A 14,293-nucleotide genomic window follows, 5' to 3' on the forward strand; every position below is an offset into this window, starting at 1 on the left:
CCGGTCGTCCTTCCTAATCCGCATCGCCGTCGGGATCGCCCGCGGCGCGTTCGGGCGCGGGGCGGCCCATCGCCTTCAGCCCGTCGACCACCCGCGCCATGCGCGCGCCCAGCGAGCCCTTGACCATGACCACGTCGCCCGCATCCACGAGCCGCCCGATCTGGTCGGCGAGCTTCGCCGAATCCGCGACCTGGACGCCGCGTTTCGCGGGCGGCAGGGCGGCGTGCATGGCCTTCATCAGCGGCCCGCAGCAATGAACGACGTCGATCCTGTCCAGCGCGGGGTGGGTGGCGAGGCCGGCATGCAACGCCTCCGCCTCCGGCCCCATCTCCAGCATGTCGCCGAGCATGGCGATGCGGCGCGATCGCCCGATGCGCCCCACCCCGTCCTCGCCCTCGGCGCAGGCCAGCACGTCGAGCGCGGCGCCGACCGAGGTCGGGTTGGCGTTGTAGCTTTCGTCGATCAGGTGGACCGCGCCGTCCAGCCCGACCTCCCCCATCTCGATCCGCCAGCGCGAGCCGCGGCCGTCGGGCGCCGTCCAGGTTCCCAGCGCCACCGCGGCGCGGGCCGGGTCGGCGCCCACGGCCTCGACCGCCAGCAGCACGGCCAGCGCGTTGACCGCGAAATGCCGGCCGGGCGCGCCGACCTTGACCAGCGCCTCGCGCCCATGCAGCCGGGCCGAGACCGTGGTCTCCGCGGCGCCCAGCGCCAGCCCGGTCATGCGCGCCTGGCAGCGCGGCGCCTCGCCGAAGCGCAGCACGCGGGCGCCGAAACGGCGGGCGCGGCGGGCGAGGCGCTCGTAATGCGGGTTGTCGCGGTAGAGGATGGCGGCGCCGCCGGGTTCCAGCCCCTCGAAGATCTCGGCCTTGGCGAAGGCGATCTCGCGCTCGTCGCGGAAATGCGCCAGATGCACCGGGGCGACCGTGGTGACGATGGCGGCGTGCGGACGGGCGAGCCGGGTCAGGGGGCGGATCTCTCCGGCATGGTTCATGCCGATCTCGATCACCGCGTAATCCGTCTCCGCCGGCATCCGGGCCAGCGTCAGGGGCACGCCCCAGTGGTTGTTGTAGCTCTTTTCCGCCGCGTGGACCCGGCCCTGGGCGCCCAGCGCCGCGCGCAGCATCTCCTTGGTCGAGGTCTTGCCGACCGAGCCCGTCACTCCGATCACCTTCGCCCCGGTCCGCGCACGGGCGGCGGCGGCCAGCGCCTCCAGCCCCTTCAGCGGATCGTCGACGATCAGCAGGGGCGCGTCGGCGGGCGCCCCTTCGGGGATGCGGGAGACGAGCGCCGCGGCGGCGCCGGCCTCCAGCGCGGCGACGACGAAATCATGGCCGTCGCGCACGTCCTTGAGCGCCACGAACAGGTCGCCCTTCGCCACCGCCCGGCTGTCGATGGAGACGCCGGTCGCGACGAAGGCGCGGGTCGCGCGCCCGCCCGTCGCGGCTTCGGCCGCCTCGCTGGTCCACAGGGGCGTGGTCATGGGGCTGTCCCCTCCTGTCCGTCGCTCTCCGCCAGGCCGTCCAGCGCCGCGACCGCGGCGCGCGCCTGTTCGGCATCGTCGAAGGGATGGGTGATCCCCGCGACGGTCTGCCCGGTCTCGTGTCCCTTTCCGGCGATCAGAAGGCGGTCGGAAGACCCCAGCATGTCAACCCCGGCGAGGATCGCCTCGCCCCGGTCGCCGATCTCCACGGGGGCGGAGTCGGGGGCGGAATCGGCGCCCGCCATACCGGCGATGATCGCGGCCCGGATCGCTTCGGGCGGCTCCGAGCGCGGGTTGTCGTCGGTCACGATGGCGATGTCGGCGGCGCGTGCGGCCTCTCCCATCAGGGGGCGCTTGCCGGGGTCGCGGTCGCCCCCGGCGCCGAAGGCCACGATCAGCCGGCCGGGCGTGTGCAGGCGCAGGGCGGCGATGGCGGTCTCGAGGCTGGCGGCGGTGTGGGAATAGTCCACATAGATGCGCGCGCCGTTGGCGCGGGTCGCCACATGCTCCATCCGCCCCTTCACCGCGCGCAGGGAGGGGAGGGTGGCGAAAACGGCGTCGGCGTCCTCCCCGCAGCCGATGGCGAGGGCGGCGGCCATCAGCGCGTTCTCGCCCTGGAACCCGCCGACGGCGTGGATCGAGGCGCGGCGAGACCGCCCCCGCCAGGTGAAGTCCAGGTCCTGCCCGGTCTCATGATAGGCGGCGCCGGTCAGGCGCAGGTCGGCGTGTTCGCCCCGCCCCACCGCGATCACCCGCTGGCCGCGGGACCGGGCGAGCGCCGCGGCCTGCGCGAAGACCGGATCGTCGGCGTTGAGCGCGGCGGTCCCGCCCTCCGGCAGCACCCGGCCGAACAGGGCGAGCTTCGCCGCCACGTAGTCGGCGTGGTCGCGGTGATAATCCATGTGGTCGCGGGTGATGTTGGTCAGCCCCGCTGCGGTCAGCCGCACCCCGTCGGCGCGGAACTGGGCGAGCCCGTGGGACGACGCCTCCATCGCCGCATGGGTGACGCCGGCCCCGGCCAGTTCCGCCAGCAGGGCGTGCAGCGCCATCGGGTCGGGCGTGGTCAGGCCGCCCGCGCGCTCCACCGCGCCCTCCACGCCCACGGTGCCGAAGGCGGCGGCGCGGCGGCCGAGCCCCTCCCACACCTGCCGCAGGAAGGAGGCGACGGAGGTCTTGCCGTTGGTCCCGGTCACCGCCGCCATGACGGCCGGCTGCGCGTCGAAGAAGGCCGCGGCGGCGCGGGCCAGCGCCAGGCGCGGCTCGGGGACCACCACCAGCGGGAGCGCCTCGGCCGGCGGCGCGGGGCGGTCCCAGAGCCGGCGGACGGTCTCGGCGCCCGGCGCGGAGCACACCACCGCCAGCGCCTGCTGACGCAGGGCGAAGGGCGCGAACTCGGCCCCGTCCATGACGCCCTTGAGCGCGAAGAACACCCATCCCGGCTTCACCTGCCGGCTGTCCGCGGTCAGCCCCGCCACGGGCGCATCGGGCGCGAGCCCGGCCGCGGCGAGATCCGCCGCCGGCAGGCCGAGCCCGGCCAGGGTGATCCCGGCCCCGCTCATCGGCTGGCGATCAGGCCGCCGCCGGCCTGCTCCGCCTCGGCCTCGGCCTCCAGCATCGGGCGCATGCCCAGGATCGGGGCGATGCGGGTGATCGCCTCCTTGACCGAGGGCGCGGCGGTCCAGCCGGCGGGGCGGCGCGGGCCCCATTTGGTTTGGGCCACGGCCTCGTCATAGGTGACGATGATGACATAGCGCGGATCGTGCATCGGGAAGGCGCCCGCGAAGGTCGCCACCACCCGGTTGGCGGCGTAGCCCCCGCCCGACGCCTTTTCGGCCGTGCCGGTCTTGCCGCCGAGATAGTAGCCCGGCACGTCGGCGTTGCGCCCGGTGCCGTCGGTGACCACGCCGCGCAGCATGTCGCGCATCGCGAGGCTGGTCTCCTCCGAGATCACCCGCGCCTCCTCGCCCGGCGGCTGGGCGCCGGCCAACAAGGTCGGCGCCACCCGCAGGCCGCCGTTGACCATGGTCGCGTAGGCCGAGGCCAGGTGCAGCGGCGACGCCGACAGGCCGTGGCCGTAGGAAATGGTGATCACCGAGATCTCGGACCAGTTCGACGGATAGAGCGGCGCCGCGCGCCCGGCCTCCGACAGCTCCACCGGCAGCGGCTCCAGCAGGCCGAGCCGGCCCAGAAGATCCTTCTGCCGCACGCCCCCCGCCATCAGCGCCAGCCGCGCGGTTCCGACATTCGAGCTTTCCACGATCACGTCGCGCATGGTCATGCGCGCCGGCATGGCGTGGCTGTCCGAGATCTTGAACCGGCGCCAGTGCATCGGCCCCTTGGTGTCGACCATGGTGTCGGCGTTGGCGAGCCCCTCCTCCACCATCAGGGCCGCGGTGAAGATCTTGAAGGTGGAGCCGAGTTCGTAGAGCCCCTGAGCCGCGCGGTTGAAGGTCGGGAAATCCGCCGCCTTCACGTCGCCGAAGGGGATCGGCCGCTCGTTCGGGTCGAAATCGGGAAGCGAGACCAGCGACAGCACCTCGCCGGTGCGCGCGTCCATCAGCACGCCCGCGGCGCCCTTGGCGGTGTAGCGCTCCATCCCCTCGCGCAGCACGTCGGCCATGGCGCGCTGCACCCGCAGGTCCAGCGACAGGCGCAGCGGCGCGCCGGCGCGGGCGGGGTCGCGCAGCTCGGCGTCCAGCTTGGCCTCTATGCCGCCGACGCCCACGATCTCGGCCGCGTTCACGCCCTCGCGCCCGAAGCTGGCGCCGCCCAGCACATGCGCGGCCAGCCGGCCGCCGGGATAGACCCGCATCTCGCGCCGGCCGAACTGCAGGCCGGGGTCGCCGATGTCATGGACCCGCACGCGCTCGGCCGGGGTGATGGACTTCTTGATCCACAGGAACCGGCGGCCGTCCTTGAAGCGGGCCTTCAGCTCGTCCGCGTCCAGGTCGGGGAACACCGTCGCCAGCTTCTCGGCGGCGTTGTCGGGGTCCACCATCTCCTGCGGATGGGCGAAGAGCGACCAGACCGGAAGGTTGACGGCCAGCAGCTCGCCGTTGCGGTCGGTGATCTCGGCGCGCATGGCGCTGACCGTGTCGGAGGCGCCGGCGAAGCGGGGCTCCTCGGGTTCGGAGGCCGCGATCAGGCCCATGCGCCCGGCGACCGAGGCGTAGGCGAGGATGAAGGCGAAGCTCAGCAGCTTGAGCCGCCAGCGGGACCGGCCGCGGGCGTCGGCCTCGGCCTTGCGGCGGCTGTCGGCGCGCTTGCGGGCGGCGGCCTCGTTGGGGTCGATGCCGCTTTCGCGGGCCGCGATCAGGTCGGCGAGCCGGGCGCCCTCGGGGCCGTGGCCGTGGACGGCGTCCTCGTCCTCCTCGACATGGCCGAAGGGGACCGCGGCGCCGGTGGCGCGCGGGGCGTCGGGGTCATGCGCGATGGGGGCGCCGCCGTCCGCGGGCCCATGACTGGCGGCGTATTCGGCGGCGACTTCCGGGGCGTCGAGCGGGGCGGCGAGCGGAACGGGGGCCAGGGGGCCGTGAATCTCGTGGCGGAGATCCTCGTCCACGGGCCCCGCGGCCGCGGGGTCGAGCCCGCGCGCCGGACCGAAATCGCGGGCCGAGGCCGGACGCTCCACCAGGCAGGGAGGGCCGGGCAGAAACGCCGGCGCCGCCGGATCGGCGGCGAGTGCGTCGGGGTCGCGACCGCCCGGATCGCCGGGGTTCGCACCGTCCTCGGGAAAGCGGGTCATGGCGCGCGCATCTCCCCTGTCAGCGCCCGGCCGGGCGTGGCGGCGGCATCCAGACGCCGCCCTGGGCCTGCATGACCAGCGACTGGATCAGGTCGGCTTCGCTCATCGGCGCCGGCGCCGAGACGCCCGCGTCCAGCGAGGCCACCTGGACCGGCGCCTCCGACGCGGCATCCGAGGCGGGCTCGACCGGCTCCCCGAGATCCCGGCGCATCCCCTGGCTCAGCCCGTCGAGCCCGGCGACCAGCGCCCCGGCGTCGCCGTCCGGCTCGGGCGCCGCGGCGGGCGCGTCGAAGGCCGGCGCGGGCGAGGGGCCGGAGGTCGCGGCGGCCGGGTCCTGCGGGCCGTCGGGGGCCTTGTCCGCATCCTCGGCGGCGGCCATGGCGGCGGCGTCGGGCGCCTGGACGGGGGCGGCGGGTCCGCGGGTCTCCACCGCCGCCTCCGCCCCGCCCAGCGGCCCGCCGGCCATGGCGAAGACCGCGAGGTTCGGGCTCCGCAGCGGCGCGGGCGCCGGGCCCGGCGCATGCGGCGGCGGCGGCTGGAAGGCGACCGCGGTGGCGGCGCCGAAATGATCCGGGGTCATGGGCGCGAGGCCCAGCGTGTCGGCGTTGATCTCGGCCAGCCGCTCCAGCCGCTCGGGCCGGTTCAGCCAGGCCCATTCGGCGCGCAGCACCGAGATCGATTCGCGTTCCCGCGCGATGCGGGTGTGCAGGCGCTCCACGTCCTCCAGCAGGACGCGGGTGTCGTTGATCACCTGGTAGGCCCAGATCGCCACGAAGCAGACCAGCCCCAGGGCGGCGACATAAAGGATGGACCGCATCACGCCTCTCCTTCCGAACGGGCCCCGGCGCGGGCGCCGGCGGCGGCGAGCCCCGGCAGGCCCAGTCCGCGAGGGTCGAGCGCCATGGCCGGCGCCGAGGTGCGCCGTCCGGCCCGCAGACGGGCGGAGCGGGCGCGGGGGTTGGCCGCAAGCTCGTCCTCGCCGGGCGAGGCGGGCTTGCGCAGGATCGGCTCGAAGCGCGCGGGCTCGCCGGCCTCGACCGGGGCGTGGCGGGATCCCGACGGGGCCCGCCCGGCGCGGGCGGCGAAATAGCGCTTCACGATCCGGTCCTCCAGGGAATGAAAGGTCACCACGGCCAGCACCCCGCCGGGGGCGAGCGCGCGTTCCGCCGCCGCCAGCCCGCGGGCCAGCTCCCCCAGCTCGTCATTCACCGCGATGCGCAGGGCCTGGAAGCTGCGGGTGGCGGGATGCGGCTGGCCGGGGCGGGCGCGGGGCAGACAGGCCCCGATGATCTCCGCCAGGCGCCCGGTGGTCTCGATCGGGCCGGCGCGGCGGGCCTCGACCAGCGCGCGGGCGATGCGGCGGGAGGCGCGCTCCTCCCCATACTGGAACAGGATGTCGGCCAGCGCGGCCTCGGACAGGCGGTTGACCAGATCGGCGGCGGAGGGGCCGTCCTGCTCCATCCGCATGTCGAGCGGCCCGTCGCGCAGGAAGGAGAAGCCGCGCTCGGCCTCGTCGAGCTGCATCGAGGACACCCCGATATCGAGCGCCACGCCCATCAGCCCGCCGGGGACCGGGCCTGCGCCGGCCTCGGCCGCCACCTCGTCCAGCGCGCCGAAGCGGCCGGGCGCGAGGGTCAGCCGGTCGCCGTATTCGCCCGCCCAGGACGCGGCGCGGGCCAGCGCGGCCGGGTCGCGGTCCACCGCGATGACGCGCGAGGCGCCGGCGCCCAGCAGCGCGCGGGTATAGCCGCCGTCGCCCAGCGTGCCGTCTAGGATCACGCCCGGCCAGGCCGCGCCCGGGGCGGCGTCGGCGGGCGCCAGCGCGGCCAGCACCTCGGCCAGAAGCACGGGGACATGGCCTTCGCCGGGGGCGGACGCAGTGGGGGCGATGGGGGCGGAGGTCATTGCAGCATCCCCCCCGGCCCGCCGTTCGATCCCGGCCAGGGCATCGCCGCCAGCGGATCGCCGTCATCCTCGTCGTCGTCCATCATCGGAGCGACATGAAGGTCATAGGCGGCCCGGCTCCACAGCTGGAAGCCTTCGCCCATGCCCACGAACACCGCTTCCGGCTCCAGCCCGAAGGCGTTGCGCAGGTCGGCGCCGATGACGATGCGGCCGTTCTCGTCGACCTGAAGCGGCACGGCGCGGCCCATCAGCCGGTATTCCAGCTTGCGCCGCTTGGGATCGGAGGGGTGCATGTTGGAGATGGCGACGGCCAGCGTCTCGTAGGTGTCGGGGGCGTAGCCCTCGATGCAGCGACGGTCGCGGAAGCCGGGGACCAGGATCAGGTTGCCGTCGGCGCCGCGCGCCTCCAGCGTCTTGCGCCACGCCGCGGGGACGGAGACGCGACCCTTCGCGTCCACCTTGTTGAAGAAACTCGATGTGAACCGCCGCCACATCGGCCGCCAACCCCCCTCGGTTCGGGTCGCCCAAAATACAAAAGCGGACCGCGCGTTTGCCTCGACGCGCGGCCCGCCCTTTTGTCCCTCGGATCTACCTCCTACAATCGCAGCGCCTTTTGGCGTCTTTCAATTGTGGGGCCGATTTTTCTCCGAGTATTGGAGGGCCTGCATGAAACCTGCTCGTTTTTGCTTTGGCCTTGTCTCCGCCTGTTGAAGATTTTCTAGCATGGGCGTTCGTGGGGAACAATGGAAAATTGTGGTCATCCATGGCCCAGTTTGGGATCGCGCCTCATCGCCCCAGATGTGGAGCGTATGGCGTCCAGACCTACCAGATAAGGGGCCGGAGGCGGTTTCGGGTGTGGCGAGCGGGCCTCAGTCACCCCCCTGCCCCGCGCCGAGGCGGGGCCGAAAAGCCACGCGGCCCCGGTTCGGCCCATGCCCGCCCACGCGGTTCCACGCGAATCCCGGGCTTTGACGAATACGGCTCGATTCGCCGCTTCCGTCGTTGATTCGGCGCCTTTTGCGCCTGTTAAGCAAGTTTAATGCAGCGAACGGCCTGTAAGCCGGGTTCTGTCCGGGGCCTCGAAAGACCCCTGGGCGACCATTCATCTGGAACCGGGGTCGCCCCCGGCTTCTCGCGATCCACCATGGCCGGCGGGGCGAAGGCCACCCCTTGCGGCGCATCCGAGGATACCCGCGGCCGGCCCAACTTGATCTTGCTCCCGGCGGGGCTTGCCGTGCCGTCCCCGTCGCCGGGGACGCGGTGGGCTCTTACCCCACCGTTTCAGCCTTGCCGTCCCATGCCGTTCCATGACGGAACGGGGAGAACGGCGGTCTCATCTCTGTGGCGCTTTCCCTCGGCTCGGGGTCACCCCTTCGCCGGCCGGGCGTTACCCGGCGCCGCGCCTCCGTGGAGCCCGGACTTTCCTCACCCCCGCGGGCGCGAGGCCCGGGAAGCGCGGCCGCCCGGCCATCCGCTGCGCCCTTCCGATAGCGCGGCGGGCTACTCGGTGTCGAGATCGAAGTCGGGGCCGAAATCCAGCGGATCCTCGTCCGGGTCTCCTCCCCCGCCCAGCAACGGCGCGGCCGCGGTGGCGCCGCGGGGCGCGCGGGCGGCGCCCTCCGCCCGCGGCGGCTCGCGCAGCGACGGCAGCACGGGGGAGCGGCGGGCGCCGGTGTCCACCGGGAAACGCTCGGCCAGGTCGGCGATGCGCGCGGCCAGCCGGGGGGAGGCCGCGGCCCCGGTCTCCTCGGGGGCGAAGCGCATCTGCAGGGCGCGCAGCAGGTCCGGCCAGCCGGCGTCGCCCTCCGGCATCCGGTAGCCCAGCTTCAGCGCGTTGATGGCGATGGAGGCCTCGGGCGGCAGCATGGCGGTCATGCCCTGCGGGGTCTCGGCCTCGGACCACACGGCATGGCCGCGGGCGGCGAGCCGCGCCCAGGGGAAGCTCTCGCCCGGGTCGATCTTGCGCCCCACGGCGATGTCGGAATGCCCCAGCACCCGCGCCGCCGGAATCCCCCAGCGCAGGCGGATGGCGGCCAGCAGCCGCTCCAGCGCCGCGATCTGGGCTTCGGGGAACGGGGGCGGGGTCCCGCCATCCCCGTCCCCGTGGCCGTGGCCGTCCCCGTGGCCGGGATGGGCGAGCTCGATGCCCAGCGAATGCGAGTTCACGTCCTCGATCGAGCCCCAGGCCGCCGCCCCCGCATGCCAGGCCCGCCGCATCTCCGACACCAGGCGGAACACCTGACCGCTTTCGTCGATCAGGTAGTGGCAGGAGACCTCGGCCTCCTCCGAGCACAGCCGCGCCAGCGCCAGCGCCGCGGAGGCCATGGCGGTGTAGTGCAGCACGACCATGCTGGGAGCCTGCGCCCCGCGGCGCGGCCCGTGATTGGGAGAGGGGAAGTCGACGATGGCGAGGTCGTCGCGGCGGCCTGCCGACTTGCCCGGAGCGCTTGTCGGACCCATGCTGTCCATTCCTTGAAGTCGCCCGATCACATCATTGGCGGACGGTCATGTCGAGCCCGCTGCAGAATCGAGTCACGCCGTTCGGCGACATCGCGGCGGTGTCGGCGCGGGGCGGGATGATGGGCAATCGCGGCGGGCGGCTGCACGGGCCGGAGCGGCGGCTGGGGCGGCGACGCTGGGCTTCCAAGGCGTGGATCTGCTGCGAGCTGGCGTTTCGGGGGCGTCAGAGGGTCGTGATGGGGGAGAGCTACACCGAGCTGTTCTTCCTGGACGAGGCCGTGGCGCTGGCCGCCGGGCACCGCCCCTGTTTCGAATGTCGCAGGCGCGAGGCGCGCGCCTTCGCCGCCGCCTGGGCCGAGGCTTTCGACCTGCCCGCCCCGCCCCGCGCCCCCGCCATGGACGCTCGTCTGCATGCGGAGCGCCTGGGTCCGCGGCGGCGCGGCGCCCCCGCCGCCCTGCCCGAGGGCGCGATGTTCGCGGTCGGCGCGCAGGCGTTCCTGCGGGTCGGTGAGGGCGCGCAGGCCTGGAGCTGGTCCGGCTACGGCGCCTGCGCCCCGGCGCCGGAGGTCATGGCCGAGATCCTGACGCCCCCCGCCATGGTCGCCGCCCTGCGCCACGGGTTTCGCCCCCGCCTGCATCCGAGCGCCGAGGCCGGATGAGGCGGCGGGAGGATGTGACGGTCTCGACAGGTCGGGGCGAGCATCGGGACGGGCGGCCGCCCCTTCGCCATGCCCGAGAGGAAGGAACGGGCCGGCTCGGGAGGAGGGCCCGGACCGCGCCGCGCCGCGCCGGAGCGCCGATTCCCGCCCGCTCCCCCGTTGGCGAGGGGGGCGGGGGCGGGGCGCGTCGCCCCTCCGAAGGTTTTCGGCCCGGCTCAGCCCCGACGCTTGCCGCCCGGCCCCCTGGGGCCGCCGCCAGCGCCGCCCGTTGGCTTGCCTCCGCCCGGTCCGCCCCTGCTCTGGCCGCCCCCGCCGGGCTTGAACCCGCCGGGTTTGCCCCCACCGGACTTGAAACCGCCGGATTTGAAACCGCCGGGCTTCGCGTCGCCCGGCCGTCCGCCGCCCGGCTTCGGACCATCGGACCTGGGCCCATCCGGCTTGAAGCCCCCGGGTTTCGGACCGGCCCCGCGTCCCTCGAATTTCCGCGGGGCCGCGTCGGCGCCGCCGGCGACGCGGCCTCCGAAGCGGCGCGGCGCCGTGTCGTCGCGCGCGGCCTCAGGCTCGCCGCGGCGCGCCCCGCCGCCGGACCAGCCAGTCCCCGCCTTGCCCGTGCCCGCCTTGCCGGTTCCCGCCTTGCCGCCGCGCGCCGGGCCGGCGCCGGGCCGGCCCCCCGTCCGCCCCGGACGGGCGTCCTCGGGCTTGGGCAGGCCGGGACGGCCCGGGCCGGGGCTGCGGCCCCGGGGCGGACCGGGACGGCGGCGCGGGGCCTCGTCCTCGTCCGGGTCGGTCCGTCCCCCGCCCATGCCGGCGCCGACGCCCGATCCGGGCGCCCGGCTTTCCTTCGGCGCGGGGCCGAGGCCGAGCTGGTCGCGCATCACCTTGGGGCGAATCTCCTCGACCTCGCCGGCCGCGAGCTCGCCCAGCAGGAACGGCCCGTAGCTGACCCGGATCAGGCGGCTGACCTCGAATCCCAGCGCGCCCAGCGCCTTGCGGACCTCGCGGTTGCGGCCCTCGCGCAGGGACACCGTCAGCCAGGCGTTGCGCCCCTGAATGCGGTCGACCGACGCGGTCATCGGCTGAAACCGCTCGCCCTCCACCACCATGCCCTTGCGCAGCGGCTCCAGCGCCTTCTCATCCGGGGCGCCGAACACCCGCACCCGGTATTTGCGAAGCCAGCCGGTCGAGGGCAGTTCCAGCCGCCGCTTCAGGTCGCCGTCATTGGTGAGCAGCAGCAGCCCCTCGGAATTCAGGTCGAGCCGACCCACCGACATCACCCGCGGCAGGTCCGGGGGGAGATTGTCGAAAACCGTCGCCCGGCCTTTTTCGTCGGCTTCCGAGGTCACGAGGCCCGACGGCTTGTGATAGCGCCACATGCGGGTGCGCTCGGGCGCGGCGAGGGGGGCGCCGTCAAGCTCCACCAGGTCGTCGGGCGTGACGTTGAGCGCGGGGCTCTCCACCACCTTGCCGTTCACGCGGACCCGGCCCTCGGCGATGATCGCCTCCGCCGCGCGGCGCGAGGCGACGCCGGCGCGGGCCAGGCGGCGGGCAAGCCGCTCTCCCTTGTCGGGATCGCTGGCGGCGCCCGGCTCGGGGCGGGCGGCGGCGCCCTTGCGGGCGGGTTTGGGCGCGTCGGGGCGCGGGTCTGGCGACTTGGGCTTGGTCATGCGCCCTCATAGGCCCGCGCGGGCCGGGAGGGAAGCGGGAAGCGGCTTGGCCGCCGCCCCGGCTTCGGCGATAAGCGGGACATGACCGCGCTGCGCACCGCCCGCCTGACCGGCCGCCCGATCCGGGCCAGAGACGCGCGCTTCGCCGCGGCGCTCTTCGGTGATGACCAGGTCGGCCGCCAGGTCGCCGAGAGCCGCCGCCCCTGGTCGCGGCAACTGGCGCAGGACCGCGCCCAGGCCTTCGCCGCGCATTGGAGCGCCCATGGATTCGGCCTGCTCCTGTGGGAAACCGCGGGGGAGGGAGGGGAGGCGGGGGAGGAGGGGCCGGGGCCGCCCTCCGCATCCGCGCCGCCCGGCTTCGGGCCGGGCGCGGCGCTGCGTCGGCTGCCCGGCCGGGCGCTGGCGCCGGCGCCGCGGAAGATCGGCGTCGCCGGGCTGCAATTCTGCGTGCTCGGCGGGCGCGGAGCGGTCGAGGCGTCCTTCGCCTTCCTGCCCGAATTCTGGGGCCGGGGCCTGGCGCATGAGGCGATGGCGGCGGTGCTGCGGCAGGCATCGGGCGTGTGCCGGGAGATCGAGGCGGTGGCCCATCACGACAATGACCGCGCCGCGGCGCTGCTGGCCCGGCTGGGATTCGCGCCCCGCGAAGGCGACGCCGCCGGCGCCCCTCGCACCGCCGAAACGACGGGCGCGGCCTGCGCCGAGGCGGGGCCGGGCGCGAACGCGGGGGGCGCCGCTCCGGCGCCGGGCCGGGCGGTGATGCGGCGCTTTCTGCTCCGGGTGGAAGCATGAGCGGGCGGCGCGCAGGCGGCCCCGGTCCCGCGACCGACACGGGGACCGGCGTGGACTCCGGCGCCCCGGGATTCGTCTCCCACATGCCGGCGGCGCTGGAGGAGGCCCGCGCCGCCGCCGCCCGCCACGAGACCCCGGTGGGCGCGGTCATCGTCGATCCCGCCACCGGCGCCCCTGTCGCCCGCGCCGGCAACCGGACGCGGGAGCGGGCCGACCCCACCGCCCATGCCGAGATCCTGGCCATCCGCGAAGCCTGCGCCGCGCTCGGCTCCGAGCGCCTGCCCGGTCTCGACCTGTGGGTGACGCTGGAGCCCTGCGCCATGTGCGCCGGCGCCATCGCCGCGGCGCGGATCCGGCGGGTCTATTACGGCGCGGGCGACCCCAAGTCGGGCGGCGTGGACAACGGCGCGCGGGTCTTCGCCCATCCCCAGGCCCATCACGCGCCGGAGGTCTATTCCGGCATCGCCGAGGCCGAATGCGCCGCCCTGCTGCGCGCCTTCTTCGCGGCCCGCCGAAGGGCCTGAGCCGGACCGCGACGGCGCCCGGGCCGCGATCCGCGTCGTGACCCTTCGCGATTCGCCCCACCCGCGCGCCCCGCGGGCCCGAAGCGGGTTGATCGCCCCTCCTTCGTCGCCCCCGCCGCCGCCCCCGCTTGCATTCGGGGCCTGCGTTCGGGGCCTGCGCTCGGGGTGGGGGACGGCGCCGCCGGGCGCCCCCGTCCGACGCGCCGCGCGGGCGCGCCGGCGCCGCGCTCGCCACGGCGGACGCGCGGCCTCCGCCCCCGCCGATGCGAAAACGCCCCCGGACCTGGGCGGTCCGGGGGCGTTCGCGGTCACGGGTTCAAGACGCCGGGACCGGACCTCAGAGCTCGATGGCGGTCATCACCTCGGGCTCGATCACGTCGACCCCCGGCAGCCCGGCCTTGAGAACCTCGGCGTCCTGGGCCAGCAGCGGGAAGGTCTTGTAGTGGCACGGGATCACCGTCTTGAAGTCGAAGAAGGTCTTGGCCGCGTAGGCCGCCCGCTTCATGTCCATGGTGAAATGCCCGCCGCAGGACAGGATCCCGATCTCCGGCGCGTGCAGGGCCTGGTAGACGCCCATGTCCGCCATCACGTCGGTGTCGCCGGAGAAGTAGATGGTCTTGCCCTCGCCCGCGATCATGAAGCCGGCCTCGGTGCCCGCATAGCCGAGCCCGGGGAAGGAGGACGAGTGCCGGGCGCCGACCATGGTCACCTCGACCCCGCCGAGCGCCACCGTGCCGCCGAGGTTGAAGCCCACGGCCTCGACGCCTTCCTTCTCCGCGAAATATCCGACCAGCTCGTAGCCGCCGACCAGCTTGGCGCCGGTGGCCTTGGACACCTCCACCGCATTGCCGGCATGGTCGCCATGGCCATGGCTCAGCAGGATCGCGGTGGCGCCGGCGATGGCCTCGTCGAACTTCGATTCATCGAATGACGGGTTGCCGCGCAGCCACGGGTCCACGAGCAGGACCTGATCGGCGATCTCGATGCGGAAGCTGGAATGGCCGAGCCAGATGATCTTCATGCGGGTCTCCTCCCGGTATTTCATGCGCCGACGGGGCCGGCGCGGG

Annotated in this window: 12 protein-coding genes and 1 other RNA gene; 3 read left to right on the plus strand and 10 right to left on the minus strand. The window is 74.7% G+C overall.

Annotated features, from left to right (window positions below):
- Nucleotides 1–13: 13 nt before the first annotated feature.
- The 8 genes from BLV24_RS18810 to BLV24_RS23005 all read right to left on the minus strand — a co-directional run bounded on the left by BLV24_RS18810 (nucleotide 14) and on the right by BLV24_RS23005 (nucleotide 9,590).
- Nucleotides 14–1,480: a UDP-N-acetylmuramoyl-tripeptide--D-alanyl-D-alanine ligase gene (locus BLV24_RS18810; RefSeq protein WP_092684727.1), complete on the minus strand. Its 1,467-nt coding sequence runs from the start codon at nucleotides 1,478–1,480 to the stop codon at nucleotides 14–16.
- Entirely contained in the window at nucleotides 1,477–3,039 is a 1,563-nt protein-coding gene (locus BLV24_RS18815; protein ID WP_092684730.1) for a UDP-N-acetylmuramoyl-L-alanyl-D-glutamate--2,6-diaminopimelate ligase, read from the minus strand. Before BLV24_RS18815 ends, BLV24_RS18810 begins: the two co-directional genes overlap by 4 nt.
- The gene (locus BLV24_RS18820; RefSeq protein WP_218133471.1) at nucleotides 3,036–5,225 is read right to left on the minus strand and encodes a peptidoglycan D,D-transpeptidase FtsI family protein; all 2,190 of its coding nucleotides are present in this window, start codon (nucleotides 5,223–5,225) and stop codon (nucleotides 3,036–3,038) included. Before BLV24_RS18820 ends, BLV24_RS18815 begins: the two co-directional genes overlap by 4 nt.
- A 19-nt stretch (nucleotides 5,226–5,244) precedes the next feature.
- A complete protein-coding gene (gene ftsL / locus BLV24_RS18825; RefSeq protein ID WP_092684732.1) occupies nucleotides 5,245–6,042 on the minus strand; it encodes a cell division protein FtsL in 798 nt (265 codons plus the stop codon).
- Entirely contained in the window at nucleotides 6,042–7,130 is a 1,089-nt protein-coding gene (rsmH, locus tag BLV24_RS18830; protein ID WP_092684734.1) for a 16S rRNA (cytosine(1402)-N(4))-methyltransferase RsmH, read from the minus strand. Before rsmH ends, ftsL begins: the two co-directional genes overlap by 1 nt.
- Nucleotides 7,127–7,624: a division/cell wall cluster transcriptional repressor MraZ gene (locus BLV24_RS18835; RefSeq protein WP_092684736.1), complete on the minus strand. Its 498-nt coding sequence runs from the start codon at nucleotides 7,622–7,624 to the stop codon at nucleotides 7,127–7,129. The genes rsmH and BLV24_RS18835 overlap by 4 nt, the downstream gene beginning before the upstream one ends.
- A gap of 546 nt (nucleotides 7,625–8,170) precedes the next feature.
- An RNA gene (gene rnpB, locus BLV24_RS18840) (RNase P RNA component class A) lies at nucleotides 8,171–8,605 on the minus strand.
- Between the two features lie 25 nt (nucleotides 8,606–8,630).
- Nucleotides 8,631–9,590: an N-acetylmuramoyl-L-alanine amidase gene (locus BLV24_RS23005; protein ID WP_092684738.1), complete on the minus strand. Its 960-nt coding sequence runs from the start codon at nucleotides 9,588–9,590 to the stop codon at nucleotides 8,631–8,633.
- Between the two features lie 47 nt (nucleotides 9,591–9,637).
- Here BLV24_RS23005 and BLV24_RS18850 point away from each other — a divergent pair, with 47 nt between their 5' ends.
- Nucleotides 9,638–10,249 carry a hypothetical protein gene (locus tag BLV24_RS18850; protein ID WP_092684740.1) on the plus strand — a complete coding sequence of 204 codons (612 nt, stop codon included), beginning with the start codon at nucleotides 9,638–9,640 and terminating at the stop codon, nucleotides 10,247–10,249.
- A gap of 215 nt (nucleotides 10,250–10,464) precedes the next feature.
- On the opposite strand, the gene BLV24_RS18855 is transcribed toward BLV24_RS18850, so the two are convergent.
- Entirely contained in the window at nucleotides 10,465–11,913 is a 1,449-nt protein-coding gene (locus BLV24_RS18855; protein ID WP_143040363.1) for a pseudouridine synthase, read from the minus strand.
- A gap of 81 nt (nucleotides 11,914–11,994) precedes the next feature.
- Here BLV24_RS18855 and BLV24_RS18860 point away from each other — a divergent pair, with 81 nt between their 5' ends.
- Nucleotides 11,995–12,702 carry a GNAT family N-acetyltransferase gene (locus tag BLV24_RS18860; protein WP_092684742.1) on the plus strand — a complete coding sequence of 236 codons (708 nt, stop codon included), beginning with the start codon at nucleotides 11,995–11,997 and terminating at the stop codon, nucleotides 12,700–12,702.
- Between the two features lie 83 nt (nucleotides 12,703–12,785).
- Complete coding sequence (locus BLV24_RS18865) at nucleotides 12,786–13,226, plus strand: nucleoside deaminase (RefSeq protein ID WP_245710668.1); 441 nt, start codon at nucleotides 12,786–12,788, stop codon at nucleotides 13,224–13,226.
- A gap of 337 nt (nucleotides 13,227–13,563) precedes the next feature.
- Here the strand turns inward: BLV24_RS18865 and BLV24_RS18870 are convergent, their stop codons facing one another.
- Nucleotides 13,564–14,247 carry a metal-dependent hydrolase gene (locus BLV24_RS18870; RefSeq protein ID WP_092684746.1) on the minus strand — a complete coding sequence of 228 codons (684 nt, stop codon included), beginning with the start codon at nucleotides 14,245–14,247 and terminating at the stop codon, nucleotides 13,564–13,566.
- Between the last annotated feature and the right edge of the window lie 46 nt (nucleotides 14,248–14,293).

This window comes from Albimonas donghaensis (assembly GCF_900106695.1).
Lineage (GTDB): Bacteria > Pseudomonadota > Alphaproteobacteria > Rhodobacterales > Rhodobacteraceae > Albimonas > Albimonas donghaensis.

Bases quoted from the DNA above. Each gene is read 5' to 3' on its own strand.
- BLV24_RS18835 (WP_092684736.1), bottom strand. From the start codon at position 7,624: ATGTGGCGGCGGTTCACATCGAGTTTCTTCAACAAGGTGGACGCGAAG.
- BLV24_RS23005 (WP_092684738.1), bottom strand. From the start codon at position 9,590: ATGGGTCCGACAAGCGCTCCGGGCAAGTCGGCAGGCCGCCGCGACGAC.
- BLV24_RS18865 (WP_245710668.1), top strand. From the start codon at position 12,786: ATGCCGGCGGCGCTGGAGGAGGCCCGCGCCGCCGCCGCCCGCCACGAG.
- BLV24_RS18860 (WP_092684742.1), top strand. From the start codon at position 11,995: ATGACCGCGCTGCGCACCGCCCGCCTGACCGGCCGCCCGATCCGGGCC.
- rsmH (WP_092684734.1), bottom strand. From the start codon at position 7,130: ATGACCTCCGCCCCCATCGCCCCCACTGCGTCCGCCCCCGGCGAAGGC.
- BLV24_RS18870 (WP_092684746.1), bottom strand. From the start codon at position 14,247: ATGAAGATCATCTGGCTCGGCCATTCCAGCTTCCGCATCGAGATCGCC.
- BLV24_RS18815 (WP_092684730.1), bottom strand. From the start codon at position 3,039: ATGAGCGGGGCCGGGATCACCCTGGCCGGGCTCGGCCTGCCGGCGGCG.
- BLV24_RS18820 (WP_218133471.1), bottom strand. From the start codon at position 5,225: ATGACCCGCTTTCCCGAGGACGGTGCGAACCCCGGCGATCCGGGCGGT.
- ftsL (WP_092684732.1), bottom strand. From the start codon at position 6,042: ATGCGGTCCATCCTTTATGTCGCCGCCCTGGGGCTGGTCTGCTTCGTG.
- BLV24_RS18810 (WP_092684727.1), bottom strand. From the start codon at position 1,480: ATGACCACGCCCCTGTGGACCAGCGAGGCGGCCGAAGCCGCGACGGGC.
- BLV24_RS18850 (WP_092684740.1), top strand. From the start codon at position 9,638: ATGTCGAGCCCGCTGCAGAATCGAGTCACGCCGTTCGGCGACATCGCG.
- BLV24_RS18855 (WP_143040363.1), bottom strand. From the start codon at position 11,913: ATGACCAAGCCCAAGTCGCCAGACCCGCGCCCCGACGCGCCCAAACCC.